Raw genomic sequence first — 22,336 nt, 5'->3', positions numbered from 1 at the left:
AGTCCAGTCGAAGTTCAGGCGGCGCTGGCCAGGCGGTGATAGGCACCGTTGGAATGGACCAGCGGATCGGCATCTCGCTGCCGCGCGACACTACGCACCGCGCCGATGAACAATTGGTGGGTGCCATAGGTCGTCGAAGTCTGTTGCCGGCAGACGATGCTGGCGAGCGCATCGGAGAGGATCGGCGGATCCGCCTCGCTCGATGCCCATGCACCTTCGGAAAAGCGGTCGTCGCCGCGCGCCCCGGTGCTGCAGTGAACCGCCAGATGCTGCTGCTCGGCCGAAAGCAGGTTGATCGCGAAATCGGCGCCCTTTGCCAGCGGCAGCCATAGCGACGCGCTGCGATTGACGCAGATCAGCATCGATGGCGGGTCGAGCGTCAGGCAATCCACGGCACTGGCGGCCATCGCATAACGCTGTCCGTCCAGCTGTGCGGTGATGATCACCACCGATTTCGCGAAACTGCGCATTGCCGCCTTCAGTTCACCCGCGACCTGGGCCGAATCCTCAATCATGCAGCCTTCTCCCCGCTGCCGATATCGAGGCAGACATATTTGAGTTCGCAGAAAGCCTCGATCCCGTGCCGTGAGCCTTCGCGTCCAATCCCCGAGCTCTTGACCCCGCCAAAGGGCGCGACCTCTGTGGAAATCCGGCCGGTGTTGACGCCGATCATTCCGGCCTCGATCGCCTCGGCCACGCGCCATATGCGGGCATGGTCACGGGCGTAGAAATAAGCGGCAAGGCCGGCCTCGGAAGCGTTGCAGCGCTCGATCACTTCCGCCTCGTCTGCGAAGGGCATGACGGCGGCGATGGGGCCGAATACCTCGTCGGACACGATCCGCATGCTGTGGTCCACATCGCACAGCAACGTCGGCTCCAGGAAGGTCCCGGCACCCTTGCTTCGTGTACCGCCGCACAGCAGGCGCGCGCCGGATTGCATCGCCTCTTCGATCAGCTTCTCAAGCCGTGTCAGGGCGCGCTCGTGAATGACCGGGCCGATCGTCACCCCCGGGGCGAAACCGCTTCCCGAGCGCAGATGCGCCATCGCCGCGGCGAAGCGCTCGATGAATGCGGGGTATATCGATTGCTGGATATAGAAGCGATCGGCGCAAACGCAGGTCTGGCCGGCGTTGCGGAACTTGGCCTGGATCGCCCCGGTGACAGCGGCGTCGAGATCGGCATCCTCGAATACGACGAACGGTGCGTTGCCGCCCAGTTCCAGGCCCAATCGCTTCATCGTCGAGGCGGATTGCGCGAATAGCCGCGCGCCCACCGCCGTCGATCCGGTAAAGCTGATCTTGCGGACGCGCGGATCCGTGGTCAGCACCGCCCCGATCGGCTCGGCATCCCCGGTTACAAGATTGAGCAGCCCGGCGGGAATACCGGCCTGTTCGGCCAGGTCGATCAGCGCGATCGCGGTGAACGGCGTTTCTATCGCCGGCTTGAGCACGACGCCGCATCCGGCAGCCACCGCCGGCGCCAGCTTGCGGGTGATCATTGCGGCCGGGAAATTCCAGGGCGTGATCGCGCCGACCACGCCTACCGGCTGGCGAAGGACCAGGATCCGCGTGTCACCGGTCGGGGCGGGTATGATCTCGCCATAGACCCGGCGCGCCTCTTCGGCGAACCACAGGATATAGGCCGCAGCATAGTCGATCTCGGCCTCGGCTTCGACGATCGGCTTGCCCTGCTCAAGCGTCAGCAGGCGCGCCAGCCAGGTCCGCTTCGAGAGCACCAGCGCATGCCAGGCGCGCAATATATCGGCACGCTCGGCCGCAGTTCGCGCAGCCCAGGCAGGCATCGCCCCGGTCGCGGCGGTGACAGCGCGTTCGGTCTCCTCCGCGCCCAGATTGGGCACCCGCCCGATGATCGCGCCGGTTGCCGGATCGTTCACGTCGATCCAGGCACTGCCGGTTACCCAGGCCCCGCCGATCCGGGAGGCCTGGGGCGGCAGTTCAACGATATTGTCTCGCGGTGCCATGGTCGCACACGTCAAGCCGCTGCCCCAGCGTCACGCCTCTGATCATCTGCGGCAACAGCGGCGCGGAAGCGCGGCAGCAGTTCATCGCCCAGTTCGCGGGCATATTCTGCAGGGGTTCCATATCCGCCCATGATGAAGCGATCGATGCCGGCATGGCGGTACGCCATCAGCGTCTCGAGCAGTTGATCGACGGTGCCGACCACGCATCCGGACATCGGGCGGCCCACCGGCACCTTGCCGAAGCCGTTGAACAATGTGCCGAACCTGCTGCCTTCGGTGGCAGCGGCGACGCACGCGTCGATCTCCTCCTGGCCGCCGTCGCCCAGCTTGCCATTGTTCGCCGCTTCCTTGGCCAGCATCCGCAGATAATCCTGGACGGTATCCCATGCCTGTCGTTCGGTGGCGCCGACGATCATGCGCAGCGTGACGAGATATTCGAGCGGCTGATCGTGCGGAGCGCGCGGCACCGAACGCGTGCGGGCGATGAGCTCTTCGATCTTCGGAAGCGGCAATCCGGGGAATGCGAAGATGTCGGCAACCGCCGCCGCGCCATCGACTGCGGCATCGGACAGGCCACCCCAGAATACCGGGATCTTGCGCGCCGGCTTCACCGCCGCAAACGCGCCGTTGAACCGGTAGAATGCTCCGTCATGATCGAACGGCGCTTCCTCGCGCCACATCCGCTTCATCACCGCGACATATTCGCGGCTGCGGGCATAGCGCTCGTCCTTGGTCAGGAAATCGCCGTCCGCCTGCATTTCCTTGTCATCGGTGCCGGTGATGATGTGGACGCCGGCGCGACCTTCGCTCACGCGATCGAGCGCCGCGAGCATGCGCGCCGCCATGGTCGGGACGATGAAGCCGGGGCGATGGGCGATCATCACCTTCAGCTTGGTGGTCTGGGCAAGCACCCAGCTGGCCAGCGGCATGCTGTCCGGATAGGTCGCCGAATTGGCGATCAGCACGCGCTCGAATCCGGCCGCTTCCAGGGCGCGCGCACCCTCGCTCAATACGCTCGCATCGAAAGCGGAGAGGGGATCGGCGAACACCTCGGAATAGCGCCGGTGTGGCAGGATGCCGATGATCTCGAAGCTCACAAAACTCTCCTTTCCCGGCACCGAATCTGTTCTGGCCGGTCGGGCAGTTCAACCCGGGGAGCACGTTTATCCGTTCCACGGAGAAAAGTTGCTGGGCGCGTGTCGCTGGGTGCGCCATGGCGCATTCCAAGCGGGCGATCGCCATTCTCGCGGTTTGCCAGGAGCTGACCCGAACGGAGGCAAATGTGTTGAAGACGGATCTGGAAAGCGCGGGCCAGGCTGGGACCGCATCCGGCGGCAAGACATCGCGGCGAGTGCGTATCGGCTTTCTGCTCGGCGCGATCGGCCCGGCCGCCGGCCTCCAGATCGTCACCATCCTGATGCTGCGCTTCCTCACCGACAGTCTGGCGATGACCGCCGCAACCGCGGGGCTGCTGCTCGCCATCGTCAAGATCTATGACGGTCTGATCGATCCGGCGATCGGCGTCGCCAGCGATCGCACCAGCGGCAAATGGGGGCGTCGCCGTCCATGGATGCTGGGCGGCGCGGTGATCCTGCCCGTCAGCGTCGCGGCCCTGTTCAGCGTGCCGATGTTCGCAAGCAGCTATCCTGTCGCGATCGTGCTGGTGCTGTTGCTCATCCACGGCACCGCATATTCGATGTTCGTCGTCCCCTATACGGCGATCGGCTCCGAGGTCTGCGACGATTATCACGAACGTTCCGTGCTGATGTCCTACCGGGTCTATGGCGGTGCGCTTGGCCTTCTCGTCGCGGCGACCGGTGCGCCCTGGCTGCTGGCGCTTTGGGGGCCAACGGCAGAGGGGCACGCGATGATGGGCGTGACGATCGGCGTGATCATCGCCGTGGTCGGCCTGGCGGCCGCGATGATCCTTCCCGCCAGCGGTGCCCCGGCGGCGCAGCGGACGGTGCTGAGCGCGCGAAAGCGATTGGCCCTGGCGTGGCAGAACCGCCCGTTCCGGCTCATCCTGCTGAGCCATGTCTCGTTCCAGATCGCCGTAGCGGCGACGGTTTCCTCGACCGCCTTCTTCTCGCGCCACGTATTGCTGCTGTCCGATCTGTGGCTGGGCAGCTTCTACGGCCTCAAGGTGGTCGGCAACATCATCTCGATGCCGATGTGGCTGTGGATCGCCAAGCGCTTCGACAAGCGCAACGCCTATATCGCCGCGCTCGCCGCTTACGGCCTGTTCAATCTCAGCTGGCTGTTTGCCACCCCCGAAGACTGGATCGGCCTGGTGCTGATCCGCATGTTCATCATCGGCGTGGCGATGGGCGGCGTGATCCTGCTCGGCTATTCGGTGGTGACCGACATCATGCGCTACGACAATGTCCAGACCGGCTTGCGCCGCGAAGGCGCGTTCGCCGGTGCGATCAGCCTGATCGACAAGATCTCGGCGGCGGTCGGCGTGGCGCTGATCGGCTATTTCCTCACCGCCTCGGGCTATGTCTCGTCGGCCAGCGGCCATGGCTCGCGCCAGTCAGCCGAAGCGCTGACCGCGATCTACATCGCCTTCGCCGCGGTACCGGGGATCGCCTCGCTGATCAGCATGGCGACGATCTTCGGATACAGCCTGAAGGAACGCGATCTTAGGGGCGAGCAGTCCGGGCCAGCATAGCCTCTAGCGCGCCCGTGTCGCGAACCCTTCCCAATCGGGGGAGGGTAGTCTCCATGGCAAAGCGATGGCCGGCGTCCGAGATGCTGGTCATCGCATCCTCGGCAAACCACTGCGCATAGCCAAGCTCCCATCCGCTGCGCGCGGTGGATTCGATGGCGAAATTGGTCGTCAGCCCTGCCACTATCAGGTCCCGGATGCCCCGGCGGCGCAGTCCGGTGTCGAGCGCGGTGCCGTGAAACACGTTCCAATGCGGCCTCGGCACCAGCATGTCGGCTGCCGCCAACAGGCTCTCGGGAAGCGTATCCCAATCCGTCGGCAGTCCGCTGGTCAGGATCGGCATCGGCCGGTCAACCGGTCCTGGAGGCGCATCGCTCAGGTCAGGCGCAAAGCTTGAGCTCGCGACCACGACGAGTCCCCCCGCGCGCCGCACGGCCTCGGCCAGCTTCAGGCCCTTCGACATGCACTCCTCCGCCGATCGCGGCGCGAAAGCGCGGCCCAACGTCCCGTTCTGAATATCGACGATCAGCAATGCGGGCTTGCCCAGCAACGCGTCCGTCATGCGAACCCTTCGACCAGCGCGGCATTGCCGGCAATGTTGCTCGGATGGGGCGCGTGCGCGGCCAGCGCCACCAGCTTGGACTGCTTGTCCGCCGGAGCGCCCATCTCCCTGGAGAGCGACAGCGCTTCGCGGGCGAGCAACGCGACCAGCTCCGGCGTCCGCGCGCTGCTGAGCCGCGAGGAGATCGCCTGCAGGCTCAGCGAACCTGCAACCGTCCCGGAGGCATCGAATACCGGCACCGCGATCGCTGCGATTCCGGTCACCACCCGCCCTTCGGTGCGCGCATAGCCCAGCTTGAGCGCCTCGCTGACGCAGCGGTTCATCTCGTCCACGGCCAAAGCCGGGTTGTCGGGCATCTCTGCGGCGTTGGCGGCGATGATCGCATCGCGTTCGCGCGGATCGAGCATTGCCAGCAACGCCAGCGATCCCGCGCCCAGACCAAGCGGTCGCTGCTCCCCCACCTCAAGGCTCAACACCTTGACCGGATAGCCGCCGACTTCGCGACCCATGCACACGAATTTATTGCCGACCCGGACGCTCAGATAGGCGGTATCGCCCGTCTGCTCGGCGATCCGGCGGAGCGCCGGCTGGGCGAGGTCGCCCAGCTGCCGGCCGCGCGAAGCGCGCTCGCCCAGGCGGATCAGCTTGGATCCAACCCGGTAATATTTGGTGGCGGGATCCTGATCGAGCATGCCGCCGCGCATCAGTTCGCCGAGCATGCGATGCACGGTCGACTTTCCGAGCCCCGTCGCCGCCGCCAGGTCAGACAGGCGCGCACCGCGACTGCCGGACTCGGCGAGCAAGTCGAGTATCTCGATTGCCCGTTGCAGGCTCTGAATGCCGCCGGTGCTCACAGGATTGCCAGCGGATTGACGGGCGATCCGGTGCCGCCGCGCAACGCCAGCGGCGCTACGATCAGCTGAAAATCGCGCTGGTCGCTCTCGGCACAGGCCAAGGCCAGATCGCCCAGCGCGCAATTATCAACCAGCGGGATGCCCAGCTCGAACAAGGCGGCATGCGGGACGAGCGGCCAGCCCAAGGGATAGGGCTGGAAATCCATCAAATCCCATAGCAGCAACGAAATATCGCGCTCGCGGAAGAAGCGCAGCGTCGATGCGCCAAGCCCCGGATGGGGGTCTGCGGCGATATTCCAGTCGGGCTTCTCGCGCTCCAGCGCATCGCGACCGCTATGGATCACCAGCGCATCACCGGGTTCGATCGTCACGCCCTGCATCCGCGCGGCCTCCTCCAGCTCGTCCGCCTCAACGGGCCGGTCGAACCCAATATGCGCCATGCCGCGATGGGCCGCCACATCGATCAGCACGCCGCGCGTCACCAGCCCCTGCTTCCAGTGATGGACCGCGCCCCATTTCAAGCCGAGCGGGGAAAGCACCTCGTCCCGCGTGCGCCCGCCCCAGAAGCCGCGATCGCCCCAGGCATGCGAAAGCGCGTCGATATGCGTGATCTGCAGGCCATGAACGTGCAGGCCGATAAACTCTCCCGCGCCGCCGCCCTTGCCGTCGCTACGGTCGAACCAGCGCACGAAATGCTGGACCGGCTGGGGATTGTCGACCGCCGGTGCCGTGCGGATATCGCGCGACAGCGATATCGAGCGCCCCTGGCGAACGCACGCAGCCCCCGCGCGCTGGCGCTCGGGGGTGATCAGATTGACTGCGCCCAGCTCGTCGTCGGCGCCCCACCGCCCCCAATTGCTGTTCGCCTCGATCCAGCGTGCCATTTCGTCGGGATCGCTCATGCCCCTACCCTCTCAGCTCCAAAAGGCGCGCAACGCGGCATCGATCGCCGCCGGCTTCTCCAGCGTAGCGACGTGACCAGCCTGCGCGATCACGGAAAACGCGATATGCTGCCGGCGCGCAGCGATGGCGACCATCTCGTCCGTTGCGGCACCGCCATCTTCGCTACCGGCGAGCAACAGCACCGGACATGTCAGAGCCTCCAGTCGCGGCAGCGACGGGGGAAAGTCGACGAGCAGATCGTACAGCGCGTGGACGGTCGCATCAGGAGTGGCCGCCGCCATCTCTGCGATCAGCGCGCGTATCCCGGGATCGGCGGCTTCGCTGACCATGCGATCCGCAAAGCTCGCGGCGAACTCGGTGCGGTCCTGCGTCGCAAAGCGGTCGCGCGCGGCGGCGATAGCGCCAGCGGACCTTCCGCCTGCGCCGCCCACGCCGATCGCGCAGACCGATCGCACCCGATCCGGCGCCTGTCGGGCAATCTCGGCGACGACGCTTCCGCCCAGGCTCAGCCCGACAAGATCCCAGGGCGGCTTCAGCCCCGCCATCGCTTCGATCGCCGCCTCGGCAAGCGCGGCGGGCGCCAGAGCGCCCTTGGCCGGCGAGCGTCCAAAGCCGGGCAGGTCCAGCGCAACGCAGCGCCGCACATCGGCGAGATCGCGCATCTGCGGCGCGAAGATGCGATGGTCTAGCAGCCCGCCATGCACGAACAGCGCTGTCGGCCCCTGTCCGGCTTGCACCATCCATAGGCTGGCAGTGGTCATTCGCGGCCGGTTTGGCGCAAGATCAATGGGCGCAGCGAAGGCGCCAGCACCGTGTTGTTACGCTGCCGCTCGCGGACCTCGCGAAGCTGATCGAGATCGATAGGAGCGATCACGCTGCCTTCGGCCATCGCCCCGCCGATGCTGCCCAGCACCTTTCCGTCCGGGCCAACAATGCTCGACGAACCCGGCGTCCATTGCTGCGTGCCGTCCTCGGCCAGACGGCGGGATGGGCTGGCGGAAAGCAGATAGACCGAATTGGCGTAAGCGAAGCCCGCCCGCCAGGCGAGCGCATCGGGGCCCGGCTCCACATTGGCGGTGGGTTGCAGCACGATTTCCGCGCCCTTGGCCGTAAGCAGGCGGCCGATCTCGGTGGCGTGCAGCTCGCGTTCGACGGCGGTGCCGATCCAGCCGATCTCGGTTTCGGCTACCGGCAGGATCGCACTCTCGCCGAATGCTGCGACATATTTGTCCAGCGCGTCGCGCAAGACGGTTGCCCCCGCGATGCTGGTCCCCTGCGTCTTGGGAACGCGCAGCACGACGCCCTCCGGCCCCAGCAATACCGCGGTGTGGAAACAGTGGCCCGGCATCTTGCGCGTCCGCTCGAAGATGCTGAAGCCGATATAGCAGCGCGCCTGTCGACACAGCATGCGCAGCGGATCGAGCGTGGAACTCTCCAGATCGAGCGCCACCTTTTCCATCGGCGGCTGCTCGGCCCAGGTCTTCCACGCGTTATACGATCCGCCGCTGAACGGCTGGGTCGGAAACAGGATCAGGCGCAAATCCTTGCCGGCCTGATCCATTGCTCCGGCCGCCGCGCGTGCGACTTCAGCGACATTGCGCTGAACGACTCCCTCGAAGCTGCTCCAGCCCGCCGGCACATGAACTGGCGCCTGGATGCAGGCGGCGAGGAAGCGGCGGCTCATGCTGCCAGCGCGCCCGGCATGCTCAGCGCTTCCGAAACGCCCTGGAACACGCGCATCGTCCGGCGCTTGGTCGGATCGAGCGCATTGCGCATGTGCTGCAGCCCCACATTGTCCCAGATCACGATGTCGCCGGTCTCCCACTGATGCTCGTAGATGAACTCGGGGCGGTAGGCGAACGCGTAGAGCTTCTCGAGCAACTTTGCGCTCTGCTCCGCGCTCATGCCCTTGATGCCCGACGTGAACGATTCGTTGACGTACAGGCACTTGCGACCGGTTTCGGGGTGGGCAAGCGCGACCGGATGCACAGCGCTCGGTGCTTCGTCGTGGGTCGCGCCATCGTTCGACTTGTAGCGCTTCGAATCGTGCAGGCCGAAAATGCCGTCGAGCTGCTTGCGCAAGTCCGCGGGCATCGTTTCGAGCGCGGCGTACATGTCGCAGTAGAAGGTGTTGCCAGCACCCGCTTCGAAGTCGATCGCTTCCAGGCAGGAGATCGTCTTCAGCCGGGGCAGATCGGCCTGATCGTTGTGCCACTGGAGCTCGCGATTGCCCAGGCCGCCAAGCTTCTTGCCGTCCTCTTCCACATTGGAGAGCATGAAGCGGGTGCCCACCTTGTTGGCGCCGTTTTCAAGATATTCGGGCACCAGCTTCGACAGGCGGCGATAATGCGCCTGCACTTCGGCGGTGCGCTCGCTGAGTTCGCCAAAGCCTTCAAAGAAGTTCGAGATATCGTCATCGTTGGGCGTCGGATGGCCGCGGCTGACCAGCACATGATGCTGGGCGAGCATGGTTTTCAGCGTTGCCGTCACTTCGGGCGAGGGCTTGGAAAAATCCACGCCGCGCACTTCGGCACCATAGGGTGCAAACGTCTTTGTGATTTCGGGAAGCTTGGTCATGACAGGTCTCCTGATGATTCGATCAAACGGGGCGGTCGCCGGCTTCGACCTTCAGCGTGCGGTTATCGACACCGGGAAGCATCTGCGCAGGATCGCGCGTAACGACGAGGTCGAGGATCAGCGGCACGTCGCGCGGCTCGGAAATGCGCTTCACCGCACCCGCGAGATCGTCGGGGTTCTCGATGCGGATGCCCTCGCAACCATATGCGCGCGCAACATCGGCATAGTTGATCTCGCCCAGGTCGCTCGATTGGTAATTGCCTTCGCCGTACACGGCGTGCTGGAGCGCCTTGATGTAACCGGAAGCAGCGTTGTTGAGCACGATCAGCGCGAAGCCCGCGCCCGCGCGGCGTGCCGTTTCCAGATCACCGGCAACCATGTTGAAGCCACCGTCGCCGGTCAGACCGACGACGGGCCGGTCCGGTGCCGCCAGCTTGCAGCCGAGCGCGCCCGGCAGGCCGTATCCGATCGAGGCCATGCCGCGCCCGGCAACGAAGCCGCGCCCGTCCTGCTTGGTATCGTAAAGCAGGCCAACCCAGTGGCTGGCAAAGCCGCCATCGGCGACGACGATCGCGTCTTCGGGCAGTCCCTTGTTGAGCTCGCCGACGACGCGGCCAACGTTGATCGGGCTGTCGGCGCTCTCCAGCCGCTCGCGCGCCTCGGCATACCATTTGGCGGTGCGCTCGGCGATCTCGCGGTGATACTCGGCGTCCTTGGCCGCCGGACCCAGCGCCTCGAGCAGATCCTCGAGGCCCGAGCGCGCATCGCCCCACAATGCGACGTCCACCCGGCGCCAGCGCTCAATCTCTTCCGGCAGGATATCGAGATGGATCACCTTCGCACTCGCGGGCGGCAGCGCGTAGCGCTTGGTCGCGATCTCGCCGAGCTTGCAGCCGACGACGAGCAGCACATCGGCCTGTTCCATCAGGTCGTTGGCGATGCGGCTGTAGCGCCCGAACAGCCCGACCGAGAGCGGATCGGTGCACGCGATCGCGCCCTTGCCCGAAAGCGTGTGCGCCACCGGGATGCCGCGCGCTTCTGCAAACAGGCGAAGCGCCGCCGTCGCCTCAGACAGATGGATGCCACCGCCCGCCAGGATCATCGGCCGCTTGGCGCGGGCCAGCAGCGCCGCCGCGCGCTCGATGTCGCGGCGATCCGGGCGACAACGCAGCCGCGGCCCGAAGCCCGCCGAGACTTCGAAATCCGCCTCGGCGAACTCCGCCTCGCCATGCGCCACATCCTCCGGCACGTCGACCACCACCGGCCCGCCCCGGCCGCTCGTCGCCACCGAATAGGCCCGGCGCATCATCTCCGGTATCCGCTCGACCTTCTCGACGCGCAGCAATTCCTTGGCGACCGGCGCCAGGATCTCGTTCTGCCGCGTCTCCTGCGTCATGTTGCGATGGGCATAATCGCGGTGCGCGTCGCCGGTCAGCGCGACCATCGGCACGCCTGCGTTGAAGCTCTCCGCCAGCGCCGTCGCCAGGTTGGTCGCGCCCGGCCCCAGCGTCGCATCGCACACCGCCGGCGCCCCGGTCACGCGCGAAGCGGCGTCGGCGGCAAAGGCCCCGGTGCGCTCGTCGTTGATCAGGATATGGCGCACGCCCAGCCGGCGGACCCCGTCATAATATGGCAGCAGCTGAAACCCGCCCATGCCAAAGGCCAGCTCGGTGCCGTGCGCCTGTACCATCCGGGCGATAGCCTCGCCCCCCGTCATCTTCATCGCTCAGATCTCCTGGCGGCATCGCGGATGCAGGCAACGAACTGCCCGCAATCCATGCCGGTGAGGGCGCCCAACTGCGCCGCGTTTTGGTTGACCGCGGAAATGCAGCCCTCGTGATAGGTTGACCGGGCATCGCCGATCGCGGCGCTCCCGGCGTCCACCGTCGCCGCGGCGATGCCGAGCACGTCGAGCGCCGCCAGCCGTGCGATCCCGGCATTGCCCATGCCGAACCCGGCGTCGTTGAAGATCGCGGCGCGCACCGGCGCCTTGATCGCATAGCCCGTCATGCCGCCGACCATGCCGCCATGCGATCCGGTGACGACGATCGCGTCGGCATCACCGGGCTCGACCATCGATGCCGAATCGAGCAGGATCAGCGCGGGCGCAGCGGGGTCTAGGATCTCGCGGCGTTCCTCCGGAATCTCGATGCGGGCGCCGCCGCCCTGCCCGCGCGCCATCAGGCACGCCGCGTCCGAGCATGCCATCCCCGAATGGACGCCGAGAGCCTCCGCCACCGAATTGCAGCAGCTGATCCGCCCGCGCATCGTGCTCTCGGCCTCGCCGATCCGCGAACTGCGATGATCGACCGCGGCCGCCGGCAGCCCGGCCTGTTCGAACAGCGCCAGCCCGGCCACGCCTGCGCGGCGCAGCCCGATGCCCGCATCGTTGAAGATCGCGCCCGCAACACCAGCTCGCAGCGCCATCGCCGCTGCGACGACACCGCCATGCGATCCGGTGACGAGGATCGTGCCCGCAGCATCGGCAGCCAGCGCGGTAACGCTGTCGGCAAGCGTACAGGACGCAAGCTGCGCGCTGGCGGTCACACCACCACTCCAGCGCTGGTGTGGATCACCTGCCCGGTGATCTGCCGGCTCGCCGGCATGCACAGGAACAGCACGGTCGCGGCAACATCCTCGGGCTCGGACACGCGGTTGAAGAAATTCTCCAGCGTCCCGGACGCGACATCGCGCGCCATCGTGCTTTCGTCGCGAAGCGAGCGCTGCAACGGAGTCTTCGTGATCCCCGGCGCAACAGCATTGACGTTGATGTCGTGCTTGCCGAGCTGCGCCGCCGCGATGCGGGTCACCGCGTTGAGCGCCGCTTTGGACGCGCCATAAGCCAGCTTCACCCCCGCCGCGCGGCTTCCGGAGCTTGAGGAAATGCTGACGATCCGCCCGCCGGTTCCCTGGTCCACCATCCGCTGTGCCGCCAGTTTGATCAGCACCCTCGGCGCGCGCAGGTTGACGGCATGCACCGCCTCCCATTCCGCCTCATCATGATCCAGCACGGTGCCGCCGCGCGCCGGCAGAGACATTGCGTTGACCAATATGTCGATGCCGCCAAGGGCCTGCACGGCCTCCTCGATCAGCCGTTCGAGCGCATCGAGCTGCGCGACATCCGCTACGCATGCGATCGCCCGCCCGCCCGCCGCTTCGATGGCAGACACGGTTTCGTCCGCCAGTGCGCCATCTTCGTCGACAACGAATATCGCTGCGCCGGCCCCGGCGAGCAGCAATGCCGATGCACGGCCAATCCCCCGGCCGGCACCCGTGATCACTGCGCGGCGGCCGGCCAGATCAGCCATGGGCAACCTCGCGTACCGGATCGGCTACGGCGCCGATATCCGCCAGCTTTGGCGCGACCTGCTCGGCAAAGCGCCGCATCGATGCCGCGCGCTGGTCGAAACTGCCCCAATCGCGACCGGTCACCAGCAGCAGCGTGCCAAAGCCGCCCGATGCATGATGGAATTCGCGAATGCGCTCCTCCACCGTCTCCGCCGAACCGACGAACATCAGCCCGTCGCGGTGGAGATTGTCGAAACGCGCATCGGCAATGCTGCCCTCGCCAACCCAATTCTTGAAATTCACCGGGAAGTGCTTCCGGTTGAAGGCGAGGTGGGTCTCCCAATCGGACTTCACCTCGGCCACGGCCTTGGCATCGGTCTCGCCGATATAGACGCCGCGTACGGCGGTGACCTGCTCGCGCGTGCCGCCATCGGGGCCAACGCTGGCAAAGGCATCGGCCAGCTTGCGGATTTCCTGCGGCGTCGCGAACTGCGACGTCATCACGTCGAACTTGCGCTTGGCGGCCAGCGCCAGCAGCGTCGGATTGCCCGTCGCCACCGCGATCGGCGGTCCGGGCCGCTGCACCGGCTTCGGATAGACGCTGATGTCACGCCCGCGATAGAAACGGCCTTCGAAATCGAACGGATCCGCCTCGTCGAAGCAGCGCATGATCAGGTCGATGCCCTCGACCATCATGTCGTGCGTTTCTTCCCAGGCGGTGCCGCGCTGGCCCCAGCCCGAAACCGGACCGCCCCGGCCAAAGCCGAACATGTACCGGCCACCGGTCAGCTGGTCGCAGACTGCGGCTTCGATCGCCACCTGCAGCGGATGATATAGCGCCAGACGGCGGATCGCCGGTCCCAGCCGGATTTGCTTGGTCAGCATCGCCAGGGCGCAGATCATGTGGTCGGGCGATGGCAGCGCATCGGGCAACCAGGGCGATCCGGTATGCTCGCTGATCCATGCCTGCTCGAACCCCAGCCTATCGCCGAGCACGATCTCGTCGATATCCTCGCGCCAGGATGCGCCCACGTCCTGGCGTGCACGCTGCTGGTTGCAAAACAGTCCGAATCGCATCGATCGGCTCCCTTGAAAGTTCACCATAACAGAACAGTGTTCCTCATACAGGAACTTTGTGCGCGGTGACCTTGGCGCGGAAAACTTATCGGCTGGCGATAAAATTCGCGGGGTGAAGGCCATTTCGAACCGATTTTATCCGCAGCGCGGATGAACCGTGGGCATGGCTGGACCCGGAGCGCTCTCGATCAGCACCCTATGGGCGAACGGTAATAGCCGCCGATATGAAAATGAGCGAAGGGGAAGACTGCATGCGTACCCAGAAAGTCGCCTTGCTCCTCAGTGGAGCCCTGTTCACCTTCTTGGCGCCGATGGCCCAAGCGCAGACCACGGAGGGCACGGAGCAAAAGGCACCTGCAGCCGATGCGTCCGAAGACGGTGAGATCCTCGTCACCGCGCGTAAGCAGAGCGAAAGCCTGGTCTCGGTTCCGGTCGCGGTTACGGCGCTCGACAGCAGCGCCCTGACCGATCGCGGCATCCGCGATGTCGCCGCCCTCTCGGATTTCCTTCCCAATTTCAAATCGGGCAAGCAATCGACCAACCGCAACGATCGCGGCTTCCAGGTCTTCGTCGTTCGCGGCATTTTCCCGGGCTCCGATCTGCCCGGCCGTCAGGCGGCATCGATCTTCATCGACGGTGTTCCCATCGGCACCGGCAGCGTGCCCGGCCTGACCGACGTTTCGCAGGTCGAACTCGTCAATGGCCCGCAAAGCGCCTATTTCGGCCGCTCGACCTTCTCGGGCGCGCTCAACTTCATCACCCGGGCGCCGGAAGCCCCCACCCGCTTCACCGGCGACATCAGCTACGGCACCTTCAACACGCTCGAAGCCAGCGCTTCGCTCGAAGGCGGCGTGATCCCCGACGTTCTCGCCGCGCGTGTCAGCGCGCGTTATTACACCACCGACGGCGGCTATAAGAATTTCGGCTATCGCGGCCGCCTCGGCGCACAGGAGAGCAGGTCCGCCTCGCTCGCGCTGAACCTGACCCCCAGCGATTCGCTGCAGGTGCGTGCTTATGTGTCTGCCTGGACCGACCATGACGGTCCGGCTGCCGCCGGCATGCTGGGTGCCAACGAATATAATTGCCGCACGCCCACTGCCGCGACCGCCGCGAACAACTTCTTCTGCGGCGCGTTTCGCGACCTGCCGAACAGCCGGATGACCCAGCAGGTCGATGTCGGCACCGCAGTGATCCAGCGCCTTACCGGCGCGACCACGCTGCTGCCGAGCGACTTCATCCAGGATTTCGGGCTGGAGCGTGAGGCTCTCGTCGCGAATGTACTCGTCGATTACGATCTCGGCGGTGGCTATTCGCTGGGCGGCAACGTCTCCTACAATTCGCAGCAGTTCGCGTTCCTCAGCGACACCGGCTTCCGCGACCGCCGCGCCACGCCGAACCCCAATTATCCCGCCGTGGCAGGATCGGTGCCGTACTTCTCGCGCACCGTGATGGGACAGAGCGACTTCAACAGCTGGTCGGGTGAGCTGCGCGTGAGCTCGCCAGCCCGCGACCGGTTCAGCTGGATGATCGGCGCGAATTATTTCACGCAGGATATCATGCGCAACACGCTTGCGTTCGCGAACACCGGCTTTGCCTATTCGGTGCGCGATACGCTGGACGGCGCGCGTACCGGCGGTGTCTTCGCTGCGCTCAACTATCGCCTCGTCGATGGCCTGAAGATCAGCGTCGAAGGCCGTTACCAGTGGGATACGGTGGTTCAGAAGGTGCCGTTCTCGGGCCTCAGCCTCGAAGAAACCTTCAAGTCGTTCACGCCGCGCGCGATCCTCAGCTATGATCTGGCATCGGATCAGACGCTCTACGCGTCCTATTCGATCGGCACCCGTCCGGGCGGCTTCAACGGCTCGCTCTATCAGCTGCCGGCCGCCTCGCAGGCACAGGTGCAGGCGCAGGCACCGGTTCCGATCGGCGTTCCGGAAGAGCGGCTGAAGATGGCGGAAGTCGGCCTTCGCGGCTACTTCTTCGACCGCCGCCTTCGCCTCCTGACCGCCGCTTATTATGGCGACTGGACCGATCGCCATATCAGCCAGACCTTCGCCTATACGACGCCCACCGTGCAGACGGTGACGGTCGTGCTGCCGAGCGGGCGGGTAAAGGTCTATGGGATCGAGGTTCAGGGGTCGCTGAAGGTGACGCCCGCCCTTACCCTGGATGCCAGCTATGTCTATGCGGAAACCAATATCCGCTATTCGCGTGACATCGTCGCGCAGACGTTCCTGGGCAACCCCAACCAGGTCGGCAATCGCCTGCCGCGTTATCCGGCCCATACCGCGAATGCGGGCCTGAACTACCAGCAGGCTATCGCGCCCGATTGGGAAGGCTTCTTCCGTGCCGACTACCTCTATGTCGGCCGGCAATATGAAAGCGAGGCGAACCTCGCCTGGACCGCTCCTTCGCATCGCATCAACCTGCGGGCCGGTGTGGAGCACGGCGCCTATCGGTTCGAACTCTACATGAACAACGTCACCGACGATCGCACGCCGATCAACATCACGCGTTCGACCGACACCTATACGGCGGCCAATGTGCTGTCGCTGTCGCCCCAGATGCCGCGCACCGGCGGGGCACGGTTCTCGGTGCGCTTCTGACGACTGTCTGTAGCGTTGCGTAAAAGATTGGGGCCGCAGTGCGATCGCGCTGCGGCCTTTATTCTATCCTTGGTCGGGCAGGTCTTCGATCGTCGCCAGCGTCTCGATCGTCCGGCGCGCGCATTCGTATAGCGGGCCGAGATATTGCTGGACTGCCTCGGGCAGCGCCATCGCCGCCTGGAAGAACGCCAGGGTCAGCGTGCCCGTCACCTTGCCGTCGACGATGATCGGAACCGCGATCGATGATGTCTTGCCGGGATTTTCGGTGAAGATGTTGCGAACGCCGGTCGCATAACCCTGTCGCAGGATCGTATCGAGCAGTTCGGCGAAGCGCTGGATGGTCAGCTTGTCGGCCCCCTGTTCGGGCGGCAGCCGCGACAGCGTCTCGATGATGAGGTCGCGTTCGGTCCTGTCGGTGAACGCCAGAAAGACCTTGCCGGCGGCGCTGCCGAGCAGCGGCATCGCATAGCCCGGATAATAATGGTTGAAGGTGAGCGAGGTCAGCGCATGGGTCGAATCCTGGACGACCATGCGGTGGCCGACATGCACCGCCAGCGTGACCGGCCAGCCCAGCGCCTTGGTCAGCTCCACGATATGCGGGCGGGCGGCGCGGACCAGCCGGCCATGGCCCTGGAATCCATGCGATAGGGTCTGGACCATGGCGGTCGGCCGATAGCGCTTCCGGCCGGGCTCGCGTTCGAGCATCCCCTCGTGCAGCAACGTCTGCACCAGCCGGGCAACGGTGGGATAGGGGAGCGATGTCCCGCGCGAGATCTGGGTCAGCGTGAGCGATCGGCCGCGGTTGATGACTTGAAGTACCCGAAGCGCGCGGCTGATCGAACGGATCGGAACTTCGTCACTCATCTCAAGGCAAGCTTAGCTCTCTCGCCCCTGTCGCGCCAGCACCCACGCGTTCCCGCCCCCGCGCCCACGGCCCGCTTCGCGCTCCACTCACGCAATCTCCGCCTCCCGCCGCAAGCTGGTGAACATCCCCTGAGCCAACAAATGCCGCATCCGCGCCTCCTTGTCGTCGAGCAGCGCGCGCAATTTGCTTTCCTGCAGTGAGCGGCCGTCGACGTCGGTGCTCTCCATCGCCTCCTTATTCTGGATCGTCTGCGACTGGATGAACTCGTGAGAAATCGTGCGTCGTTGGCGATCGAAGCGATCGAGCAATGGATCGGCAGGTTCGCCGCCAATCAGAATCTGCTCGAGCTTACCGGTCAGGTTCCATGCGTCGTGCAGACCGGAGTTCATACCGAATCCGCCCAGGGGGTTGTTGAGGTGCGCGGCATCGCCGGCCAGCAGGACCCGGCCTTGTCGAAAAGTCTCGGCGACGCGCTGATGCACGCGATAGAGCGTACGGTGATAGGTCTCTACCGCCTTGCCGTCTCCGACCAGCCGATCGAACACGCCGCTTTTATAGGCGTCCGACAAATAGTCGATGCCCGTGCCCCCCGGTGCCGGCACAAGCATGCGCCACAGCGTCGGCACGCGCAAAAGAACGCACCATTCGGTGGCATCCGCGACGTAGTTGACGTTCGCCAAACCTTTAATGTGTTGTTCGATCGGATAGGCGGTCGAGAGCGTCAGGAAGCTTTCGGGCCAGGTAAAGCCATTAAAGCCAATTCCGGTCCATTTGCGCACGGTCGAGTTGGCGCCATCGGCCCCGATCATATAGTCGCAGCGAATCTGCTCGACCGCCATCGGCGTCTCGACCTGCACCGTCACCCCCGTGTCGTCCTGCTCGAATGCCAGGAGGCGGTGGCTGAACAATGCCGTCCCGCACGGATGTGCATCGAGGCGCGCAGAGGCTAGGCGTGCCAGCTTATATTGTTCGCATTGCAGTCTGTACGGATGGGGGGTCACCTCGGACAGCTCGGTCATGTCGAGCTCGATCGTCTGGCCCGAGCGCCGGTCACGATATTGATAGACGGGAGCCTTCAGTCCGTCCGCGATCAGCGCTTCGGAAAGCTCCAGCGCATCGAGCATCTCGATCGAAGGCGGATGGAAGGTCGACGCCCGCATATCCTCCGGACAATTGGGTAACGCTTCGATCAGGATCGTATCGATGCCCATCCGCGCGAGGCGATAGGCAGCGAAGGCGCCGACGGGGCCCGCACCGACCACCAGAACCTGGGCGCGCTTGCTCGCAGAGTGCAAAATCAATTCCCCCAATCAGGCTTCGATGAGCCGCAGGACGACTTGGGCAGCCCCCTCGCGCAGCGCCGCCGCGGCCTGGTATTCGGCAGAGGCAATGTAGGCGCGGGCGGAGTCGGCATCCGGATAGCGGCTGACGACCACGCGCTCGCCGACGTCCGCAGCTCCATCGAGCGCCTCCGCCACGACACCCTTCATCACCGTCTCGCCGCCGAATCGCTCGGACAATCCTACGATCGCCTTTTGATATTCGGCGAACCGCTCTGGATCAGAGATTCTGACTGTTCCGACGATATAGGCTGGCATGGGCGGCTCCCTCCTGTGCTTCCGCGTCTTGATAGGAGGTTCGGACCGGGGACATCGGGGCGTCTGCCAAAATGTTCGTCAGGCGATCATTTGGCCGGGAGCGGTCGAGACGGCCCGCCGCAAGCTTCTAGGCCTTGTCTCAAGCAAAGCAGCAGGAAGCCATCATGGTTGATTCTCTAGGGCACAGGATGAAGTTCGCGGTTGTCGCGCCATCGACGAATACGAGCGTCCAGCCCGAATATGACGATATGCGTCCGCACGGCGTGACCAATCACTTCTCTCGTATTTCAATCCCCGACACGAAGGTGACCGACGACGACAGCTTCATGGTGATGCTGCAGTCTATCCGCGATGCGACGTTCGATGCGGTGGATGTCTCGATGTCGATGGAGCCGGGCTGCCTGATCATGGGCATGTCGGCGGAAACGTTCTGGGATGGTGCCGAGGGGGCCGAGCGGTTGCACAAGCGCATGCTCGAAAGGACGGGCGGCATTCCGGTGATCATGGGTTCGACGGCGCTCGATGCGGCGATCAAAAGCTATGGCGGCATCAGGAAGATCGGCATCGTAACCCCCTATATGCCGGTCGGCGATGCCAACGTCCGCAAGTTCTTCGAGGATCAGGGGTTCGAGGTCGTCAATCTGGTCGGCCTCCAATCGCCCTCGCCGATGATGATCGCCCACGAGACCAAGCAGACCCTGAAACGCGCGGCGATCGAGGTTTCCGAAGGCGTCGATGCGGTCATCCAGTGCGGCACCAACCTCGCCTTTGCCGAGGTTGCGGCGATCGCCGAATTCTGGCTCGAAAAGCCCGTTATCGCGATTAACACCGCGACCTATTGGCACGCGCTGAGGTCGATGGGAATTTCTGACAAGGTTTATGGCTACGGCCGGCTTCTCGCCGAATTCTGAGGAACGTCGCACGATGGAATATGATTATGTCCCGCTCCCGGCGCGAAATCCGCTCAAATTCCCGAACGGCGCGCGCGTTGCGCTGATCCTCACATTCAACCTCGAAACCTGGGATCTCACCAAGGATACCGACAAGCCCTATTATGCCGGCGGACCGTCGATCCTTCCGGATACGTTGCCGGGAAATACGCCGGATTTTCCCAATTTTACCTGGCGGGAATATGGCCAGCGGGTCGGGATCTGGCGTTTGCTCGACTTGTTCGATGCGATGGGCGCCAAAGCCTCGTGCACCACCAACGCGGTGACCTTCGAACGCCGCCGGGCGATGACCGACGCCGTCCTCGAACGCGGCTGGGAACTGCTTGCACACAACTGGGAGCAGGGGGAATTGCTGACCAGCTTTGCCCAGGACCCCGAGCGTGAACGCGAGGTGGTGCTTCGCACGCTCGACGCTTTCGAGAAGCATGTTGGGCGCAAGTCGCGTGGTTGGCTCTCGTCCTCGTTGCGGGGCACGTTGCAGACTGCGGAGATCCTCGCCGAATATGGCTGCAGCTTCTACTGCGACATCATGAACGACGATCAGCCGTTCTTGCTCCGGACGCCGCACGGCCCGATCGTCTCGGTACCCTATTCGAATGAAATCAATGATTTCACCTTCATCACCCGCAAGAACTACACGACGGATCAATTCGCCCAGGCGCTGATCGAGGAACTCGACGTCCTCTATGAGGAGGGCGCTACCACCGGCCGGATCATGAATGTCGGGCTGCACCCCCATGTTTCGGGCCGTGCACACCGGATCCGCGCGCTCAGGGAATTTATCGCCCATGCGCAATCGCTGCCAGGTATCTGGTGGACGACGCGCGAAGAGCTGGCAGATTGGTACCTGGGCGTGCACCAGGATCATATTCCCGGGCAGCTGGGCTAGATGGGCGCGCATGTCGAGCGGCTACGCACGCTGCTCGCGCCCGGAGCCGGCCACCGCCTGCTTTCTTTGCCAGGCTGCTGGGATGGGCTCAGTGCGCTGCTGATCGAGCGCGCCGGATTCGAGGCTGCATTCATCAGCGGTGCCGCGATCTCCATGGCCCGGCTCGGCCGACCCGATATCGGCTTGGTCGGCCCGACGGAAATCGCCGACATCGTGATGCAGATCCGCGATCGGGTCGCTTTGCCGCTGATCGTCGACGGGGATACCGGTTTTGGCGATGCGCAAAATGTCGCGCGCACGGTTCGCCAGTACGAGCGCAGCGGCGCGAGTGCGATCCAGATCGAGGATCAGACCTTTCCGAAGCGATGCGGCCACATGATCGGGAAATCGGTGGTCCCGATCGAAGAGGCGCGTGACAGGATTCGTGCCGCGCTCGACGCTCGTAGTGCGATGCTGGTCGTCGCCCGCACCGACGCTTTGGCGGTCGATGGCATCGGCGCGGCACTGGATCGCGCGGAAGCATTCCTGGAGGAAGGCGCAGACCTGATTTTTGTCGAAGGCCCGCGTGATATTGCGGAGGCCAGGGCCGTCACGGAGCGCTTCGCAGGGCGCGCGCCGCTGGTCGTCAATCTGGTCGAAGGGGGTTCCGCCCCCAGCAACGATGGCGCGGAGCTCGAAGCGATGGGCTTCTCCGTCGCCCTGCATCCCCTGATGATGCTGCATGGTCTGGTCGCGCATGCACCGGGCTGGCTGACGCGCTTGCATCATGACCGCTCGACGGAAGCGTTCGCCGGCGAAATCGCCGATCTTCACCACATCAATGCGATCGTGGGAGATTAGACTTGGACGCGCATGAGGATTACCGCCGCGCAGGCTTTGGCGGAACGCTCAACGCCGGTTCGCACATCGCATTGCTGATCGTCGACGTCGTAAGGGCCTATCTCGATCTGGACAGTCCGCTCCGGCTCGATGGAGATGGTGCCATCGCCGCCAACCAGCAGTTGCTTGCCGCCGCTCGCGCGGCTGGCGCTCCTGTCATATTCACCACGGTCCGGTACACCCCCGGCGGGCGCGAAGGCGGATTATTTTACCGCAAGGTGCCTGCACTGGAGGTGTTCGTCGATGGCGGGCCGCTGGGAGAATTTCCCGCCGAGATTGCCCCCCGCGACCGCGAGATGGTTCTGGTCAAACACTATCCGTCAGCGTTTTTCGGAACCGCATTGGCTTCGACGCTGCGCGGCATGTCGATCGATACCTTGCTGATTTCCGGCTTTTCGACATCAGGCTGTGTTCGGGCAACCGCGCTCGACGCGCTGTGCCACGGCTTCGTGCCGATCGTCATCGACGAAGCGTGCGCAGATCGCTCGCCCGCGATTCACAGTCAGAACCTGTTCGATATCAGCAAGAAGATCGGCGAGGTGACGGACCTGGCGCAAGCGATCGACCTACTCGAGAAGTGACAATGTGCGTCCCACATCGCTGCCGGATTAAACAGCCGTTGCCCCGCGCGAACAGCGG

The 22,336-nt window shown here is 64.9% G+C and carries 22 protein-coding genes; 6 read left to right on the top strand and 16 right to left on the bottom strand.

The window, feature by feature from the left end; translation table 11 throughout:
* Positions 1-14: 14 nt before the first annotated feature.
* The 3 genes from SSO01S_RS13835 to SSO01S_RS13825 are packed head-to-tail and all read right to left on the bottom strand — an operon-like array spanning position 15 to position 3,078.
* Positions 15-515: a flavin reductase family protein gene (locus SSO01S_RS13835; RefSeq protein WP_066799727.1), complete on the bottom strand. Its 501-nt coding sequence runs from the start codon at positions 513-515 to the stop codon at positions 15-17.
* Positions 512-1,981 carry an NAD-dependent succinate-semialdehyde dehydrogenase gene (locus SSO01S_RS13830; RefSeq protein ID WP_066799725.1) on the bottom strand — a complete coding sequence of 490 codons (1,470 nt, stop codon included), beginning with the start codon at positions 1,979-1,981 and terminating at the stop codon, positions 512-514. The genes SSO01S_RS13835 and SSO01S_RS13830 overlap by 4 nt, the downstream gene beginning before the upstream one ends.
* An 11-nt stretch (positions 1,982-1,992) precedes the next feature.
* Positions 1,993-3,078: an LLM class flavin-dependent oxidoreductase gene (locus SSO01S_RS13825; protein WP_066799723.1), complete on the bottom strand. Its 1,086-nt coding sequence runs from the start codon at positions 3,076-3,078 to the stop codon at positions 1,993-1,995.
* Positions 3,079-3,263: 185 nt separating this feature from the next.
* Here SSO01S_RS13825 and SSO01S_RS13820 point away from each other — a divergent pair, with 185 nt between their 5' ends.
* Positions 3,264-4,652, top strand: a complete 1,389-nt coding sequence (locus SSO01S_RS13820; protein WP_169798361.1) for an MFS transporter — start codon at positions 3,264-3,266, stop codon at positions 4,650-4,652.
* On the opposite strand, the gene SSO01S_RS13815 is transcribed toward SSO01S_RS13820, so the two are convergent.
* Genes SSO01S_RS13815 through SSO01S_RS13770 form a run of 10 tightly spaced genes read right to left on the bottom strand, consistent with a single transcriptional unit; the run spans position 4,624 to position 13,910 of the window.
* Entirely contained in the window at positions 4,624-5,211 is a 588-nt protein-coding gene (locus tag SSO01S_RS13815) for an isochorismatase family protein (protein WP_066799719.1), read from the bottom strand. The two genes, SSO01S_RS13820 and SSO01S_RS13815, sit on opposite strands and share 29 nt — an antisense overlap.
* Positions 5,208-6,065 carry an IclR family transcriptional regulator gene (locus SSO01S_RS17610; RefSeq protein WP_066799717.1) on the bottom strand — a complete coding sequence of 286 codons (858 nt, stop codon included), beginning with the start codon at positions 6,063-6,065 and terminating at the stop codon, positions 5,208-5,210. The genes SSO01S_RS13815 and SSO01S_RS17610 overlap by 4 nt, the downstream gene beginning before the upstream one ends.
* Positions 6,062-6,967 carry a cyclase family protein gene (locus SSO01S_RS13805; RefSeq protein ID WP_066799715.1) on the bottom strand — a complete coding sequence of 302 codons (906 nt, stop codon included), beginning with the start codon at positions 6,965-6,967 and terminating at the stop codon, positions 6,062-6,064. Before SSO01S_RS13805 ends, SSO01S_RS17610 begins: the two co-directional genes overlap by 4 nt.
* Positions 6,968-6,979: 12 nt before the next feature.
* Positions 6,980-7,729, bottom strand: coding sequence for an alpha/beta fold hydrolase (locus SSO01S_RS13800; protein WP_083943090.1), 750 nt, complete (start codon positions 7,727-7,729; stop codon positions 6,980-6,982).
* On the bottom strand, positions 7,726-8,652 hold the full coding sequence (locus SSO01S_RS13795; RefSeq protein ID WP_066799711.1) for a nitrilase-related carbon-nitrogen hydrolase: 927 nt from the start codon (positions 8,650-8,652) through the stop codon (positions 7,726-7,728). Before SSO01S_RS13795 ends, SSO01S_RS13800 begins: the two co-directional genes overlap by 4 nt.
* A complete protein-coding gene (locus SSO01S_RS13790; RefSeq protein ID WP_066799709.1) occupies positions 8,649-9,545 on the bottom strand; it encodes a TauD/TfdA dioxygenase family protein in 897 nt (298 codons plus the stop codon). The genes SSO01S_RS13795 and SSO01S_RS13790 overlap by 4 nt, the downstream gene beginning before the upstream one ends.
* A 22-nt stretch (positions 9,546-9,567) precedes the next feature.
* Positions 9,568-11,268: a thiamine pyrophosphate-binding protein gene (locus SSO01S_RS13785; protein ID WP_066799707.1), complete on the bottom strand. Its 1,701-nt coding sequence runs from the start codon at positions 11,266-11,268 to the stop codon at positions 9,568-9,570.
* A complete protein-coding gene (locus SSO01S_RS13780; protein WP_066799705.1) occupies positions 11,265-12,092 on the bottom strand; it encodes a hypothetical protein in 828 nt (275 codons plus the stop codon). The genes SSO01S_RS13785 and SSO01S_RS13780 overlap by 4 nt, the downstream gene beginning before the upstream one ends.
* Entirely contained in the window at positions 12,089-12,853 is a 765-nt protein-coding gene (locus SSO01S_RS13775; protein ID WP_157073786.1) for an SDR family NAD(P)-dependent oxidoreductase, read from the bottom strand. The genes SSO01S_RS13780 and SSO01S_RS13775 overlap by 4 nt, the downstream gene beginning before the upstream one ends.
* Positions 12,846-13,910, bottom strand: a complete 1,065-nt coding sequence (locus SSO01S_RS13770; protein ID WP_066799701.1) for an LLM class flavin-dependent oxidoreductase — start codon at positions 13,908-13,910, stop codon at positions 12,846-12,848. The genes SSO01S_RS13775 and SSO01S_RS13770 overlap by 8 nt, the downstream gene beginning before the upstream one ends.
* A gap of 251 nt (positions 13,911-14,161) precedes the next feature.
* On the opposite strand from SSO01S_RS13770, the gene SSO01S_RS13765 reads away from it, so the two are divergent.
* Complete coding sequence (locus SSO01S_RS13765) at positions 14,162-16,516, top strand: TonB-dependent receptor (RefSeq protein WP_169798360.1); 2,355 nt, start codon at positions 14,162-14,164, stop codon at positions 16,514-16,516.
* A 63-nt stretch (positions 16,517-16,579) separates the two neighbouring features.
* Here the strand turns inward: SSO01S_RS13765 and SSO01S_RS13760 are convergent, their stop codons facing one another.
* The 3 genes from SSO01S_RS13760 to SSO01S_RS13750 all read right to left on the bottom strand — a co-directional run bounded on the left by SSO01S_RS13760 (position 16,580) and on the right by SSO01S_RS13750 (position 18,979).
* On the bottom strand, positions 16,580-17,380 hold the full coding sequence (locus SSO01S_RS13760) for a helix-turn-helix domain-containing protein (protein WP_066799697.1): 801 nt from the start codon (positions 17,378-17,380) through the stop codon (positions 16,580-16,582).
* An 87-nt stretch (positions 17,381-17,467) separates the two neighbouring features.
* A complete protein-coding gene (locus SSO01S_RS13755; protein ID WP_066799695.1) occupies positions 17,468-18,676 on the bottom strand; it encodes an FAD-dependent oxidoreductase in 1,209 nt (402 codons plus the stop codon).
* Between the two features lie 15 nt (positions 18,677-18,691).
* Positions 18,692-18,979: a DUF1330 domain-containing protein gene (locus SSO01S_RS13750; RefSeq protein WP_066799693.1), complete on the bottom strand. Its 288-nt coding sequence runs from the start codon at positions 18,977-18,979 to the stop codon at positions 18,692-18,694.
* A 188-nt stretch (positions 18,980-19,167) separates the two neighbouring features.
* On the opposite strand from SSO01S_RS13750, the gene SSO01S_RS13745 reads away from it, so the two are divergent.
* From SSO01S_RS13745 to SSO01S_RS13730, 4 genes are all read left to right on the top strand, one after another.
* Positions 19,168-19,890: a maleate cis-trans isomerase family protein gene (locus SSO01S_RS13745; RefSeq protein WP_218000371.1), complete on the top strand. Its 723-nt coding sequence runs from the start codon at positions 19,168-19,170 to the stop codon at positions 19,888-19,890.
* Between the two features lie 13 nt (positions 19,891-19,903).
* Positions 19,904-20,818: a polysaccharide deacetylase family protein gene (locus SSO01S_RS13740; RefSeq protein ID WP_066799686.1), complete on the top strand. Its 915-nt coding sequence runs from the start codon at positions 19,904-19,906 to the stop codon at positions 20,816-20,818.
* The gene (locus SSO01S_RS13735; RefSeq protein WP_066799684.1) at positions 20,819-21,658 is read left to right on the top strand and encodes an isocitrate lyase/PEP mutase family protein; all 840 of its coding nucleotides are present in this window, start codon (positions 20,819-20,821) and stop codon (positions 21,656-21,658) included.
* Positions 21,659-21,729: 71 nt separating this feature from the next.
* On the top strand, positions 21,730-22,278 hold the full coding sequence (locus tag SSO01S_RS13730) for an isochorismatase family protein (RefSeq protein ID WP_245646790.1): 549 nt from the start codon (positions 21,730-21,732) through the stop codon (positions 22,276-22,278).
* Positions 22,279-22,336 lie beyond the last annotated feature (58 nt).

Source organism: Sphingomonas soli NBRC 100801 (assembly GCF_001591025.1).
GTDB lineage: Bacteria > Pseudomonadota > Alphaproteobacteria > Sphingomonadales > Sphingomonadaceae > Sphingomonas > Sphingomonas soli.
This window is presented reverse-complemented; position numbering and strand designations above follow the sequence as displayed.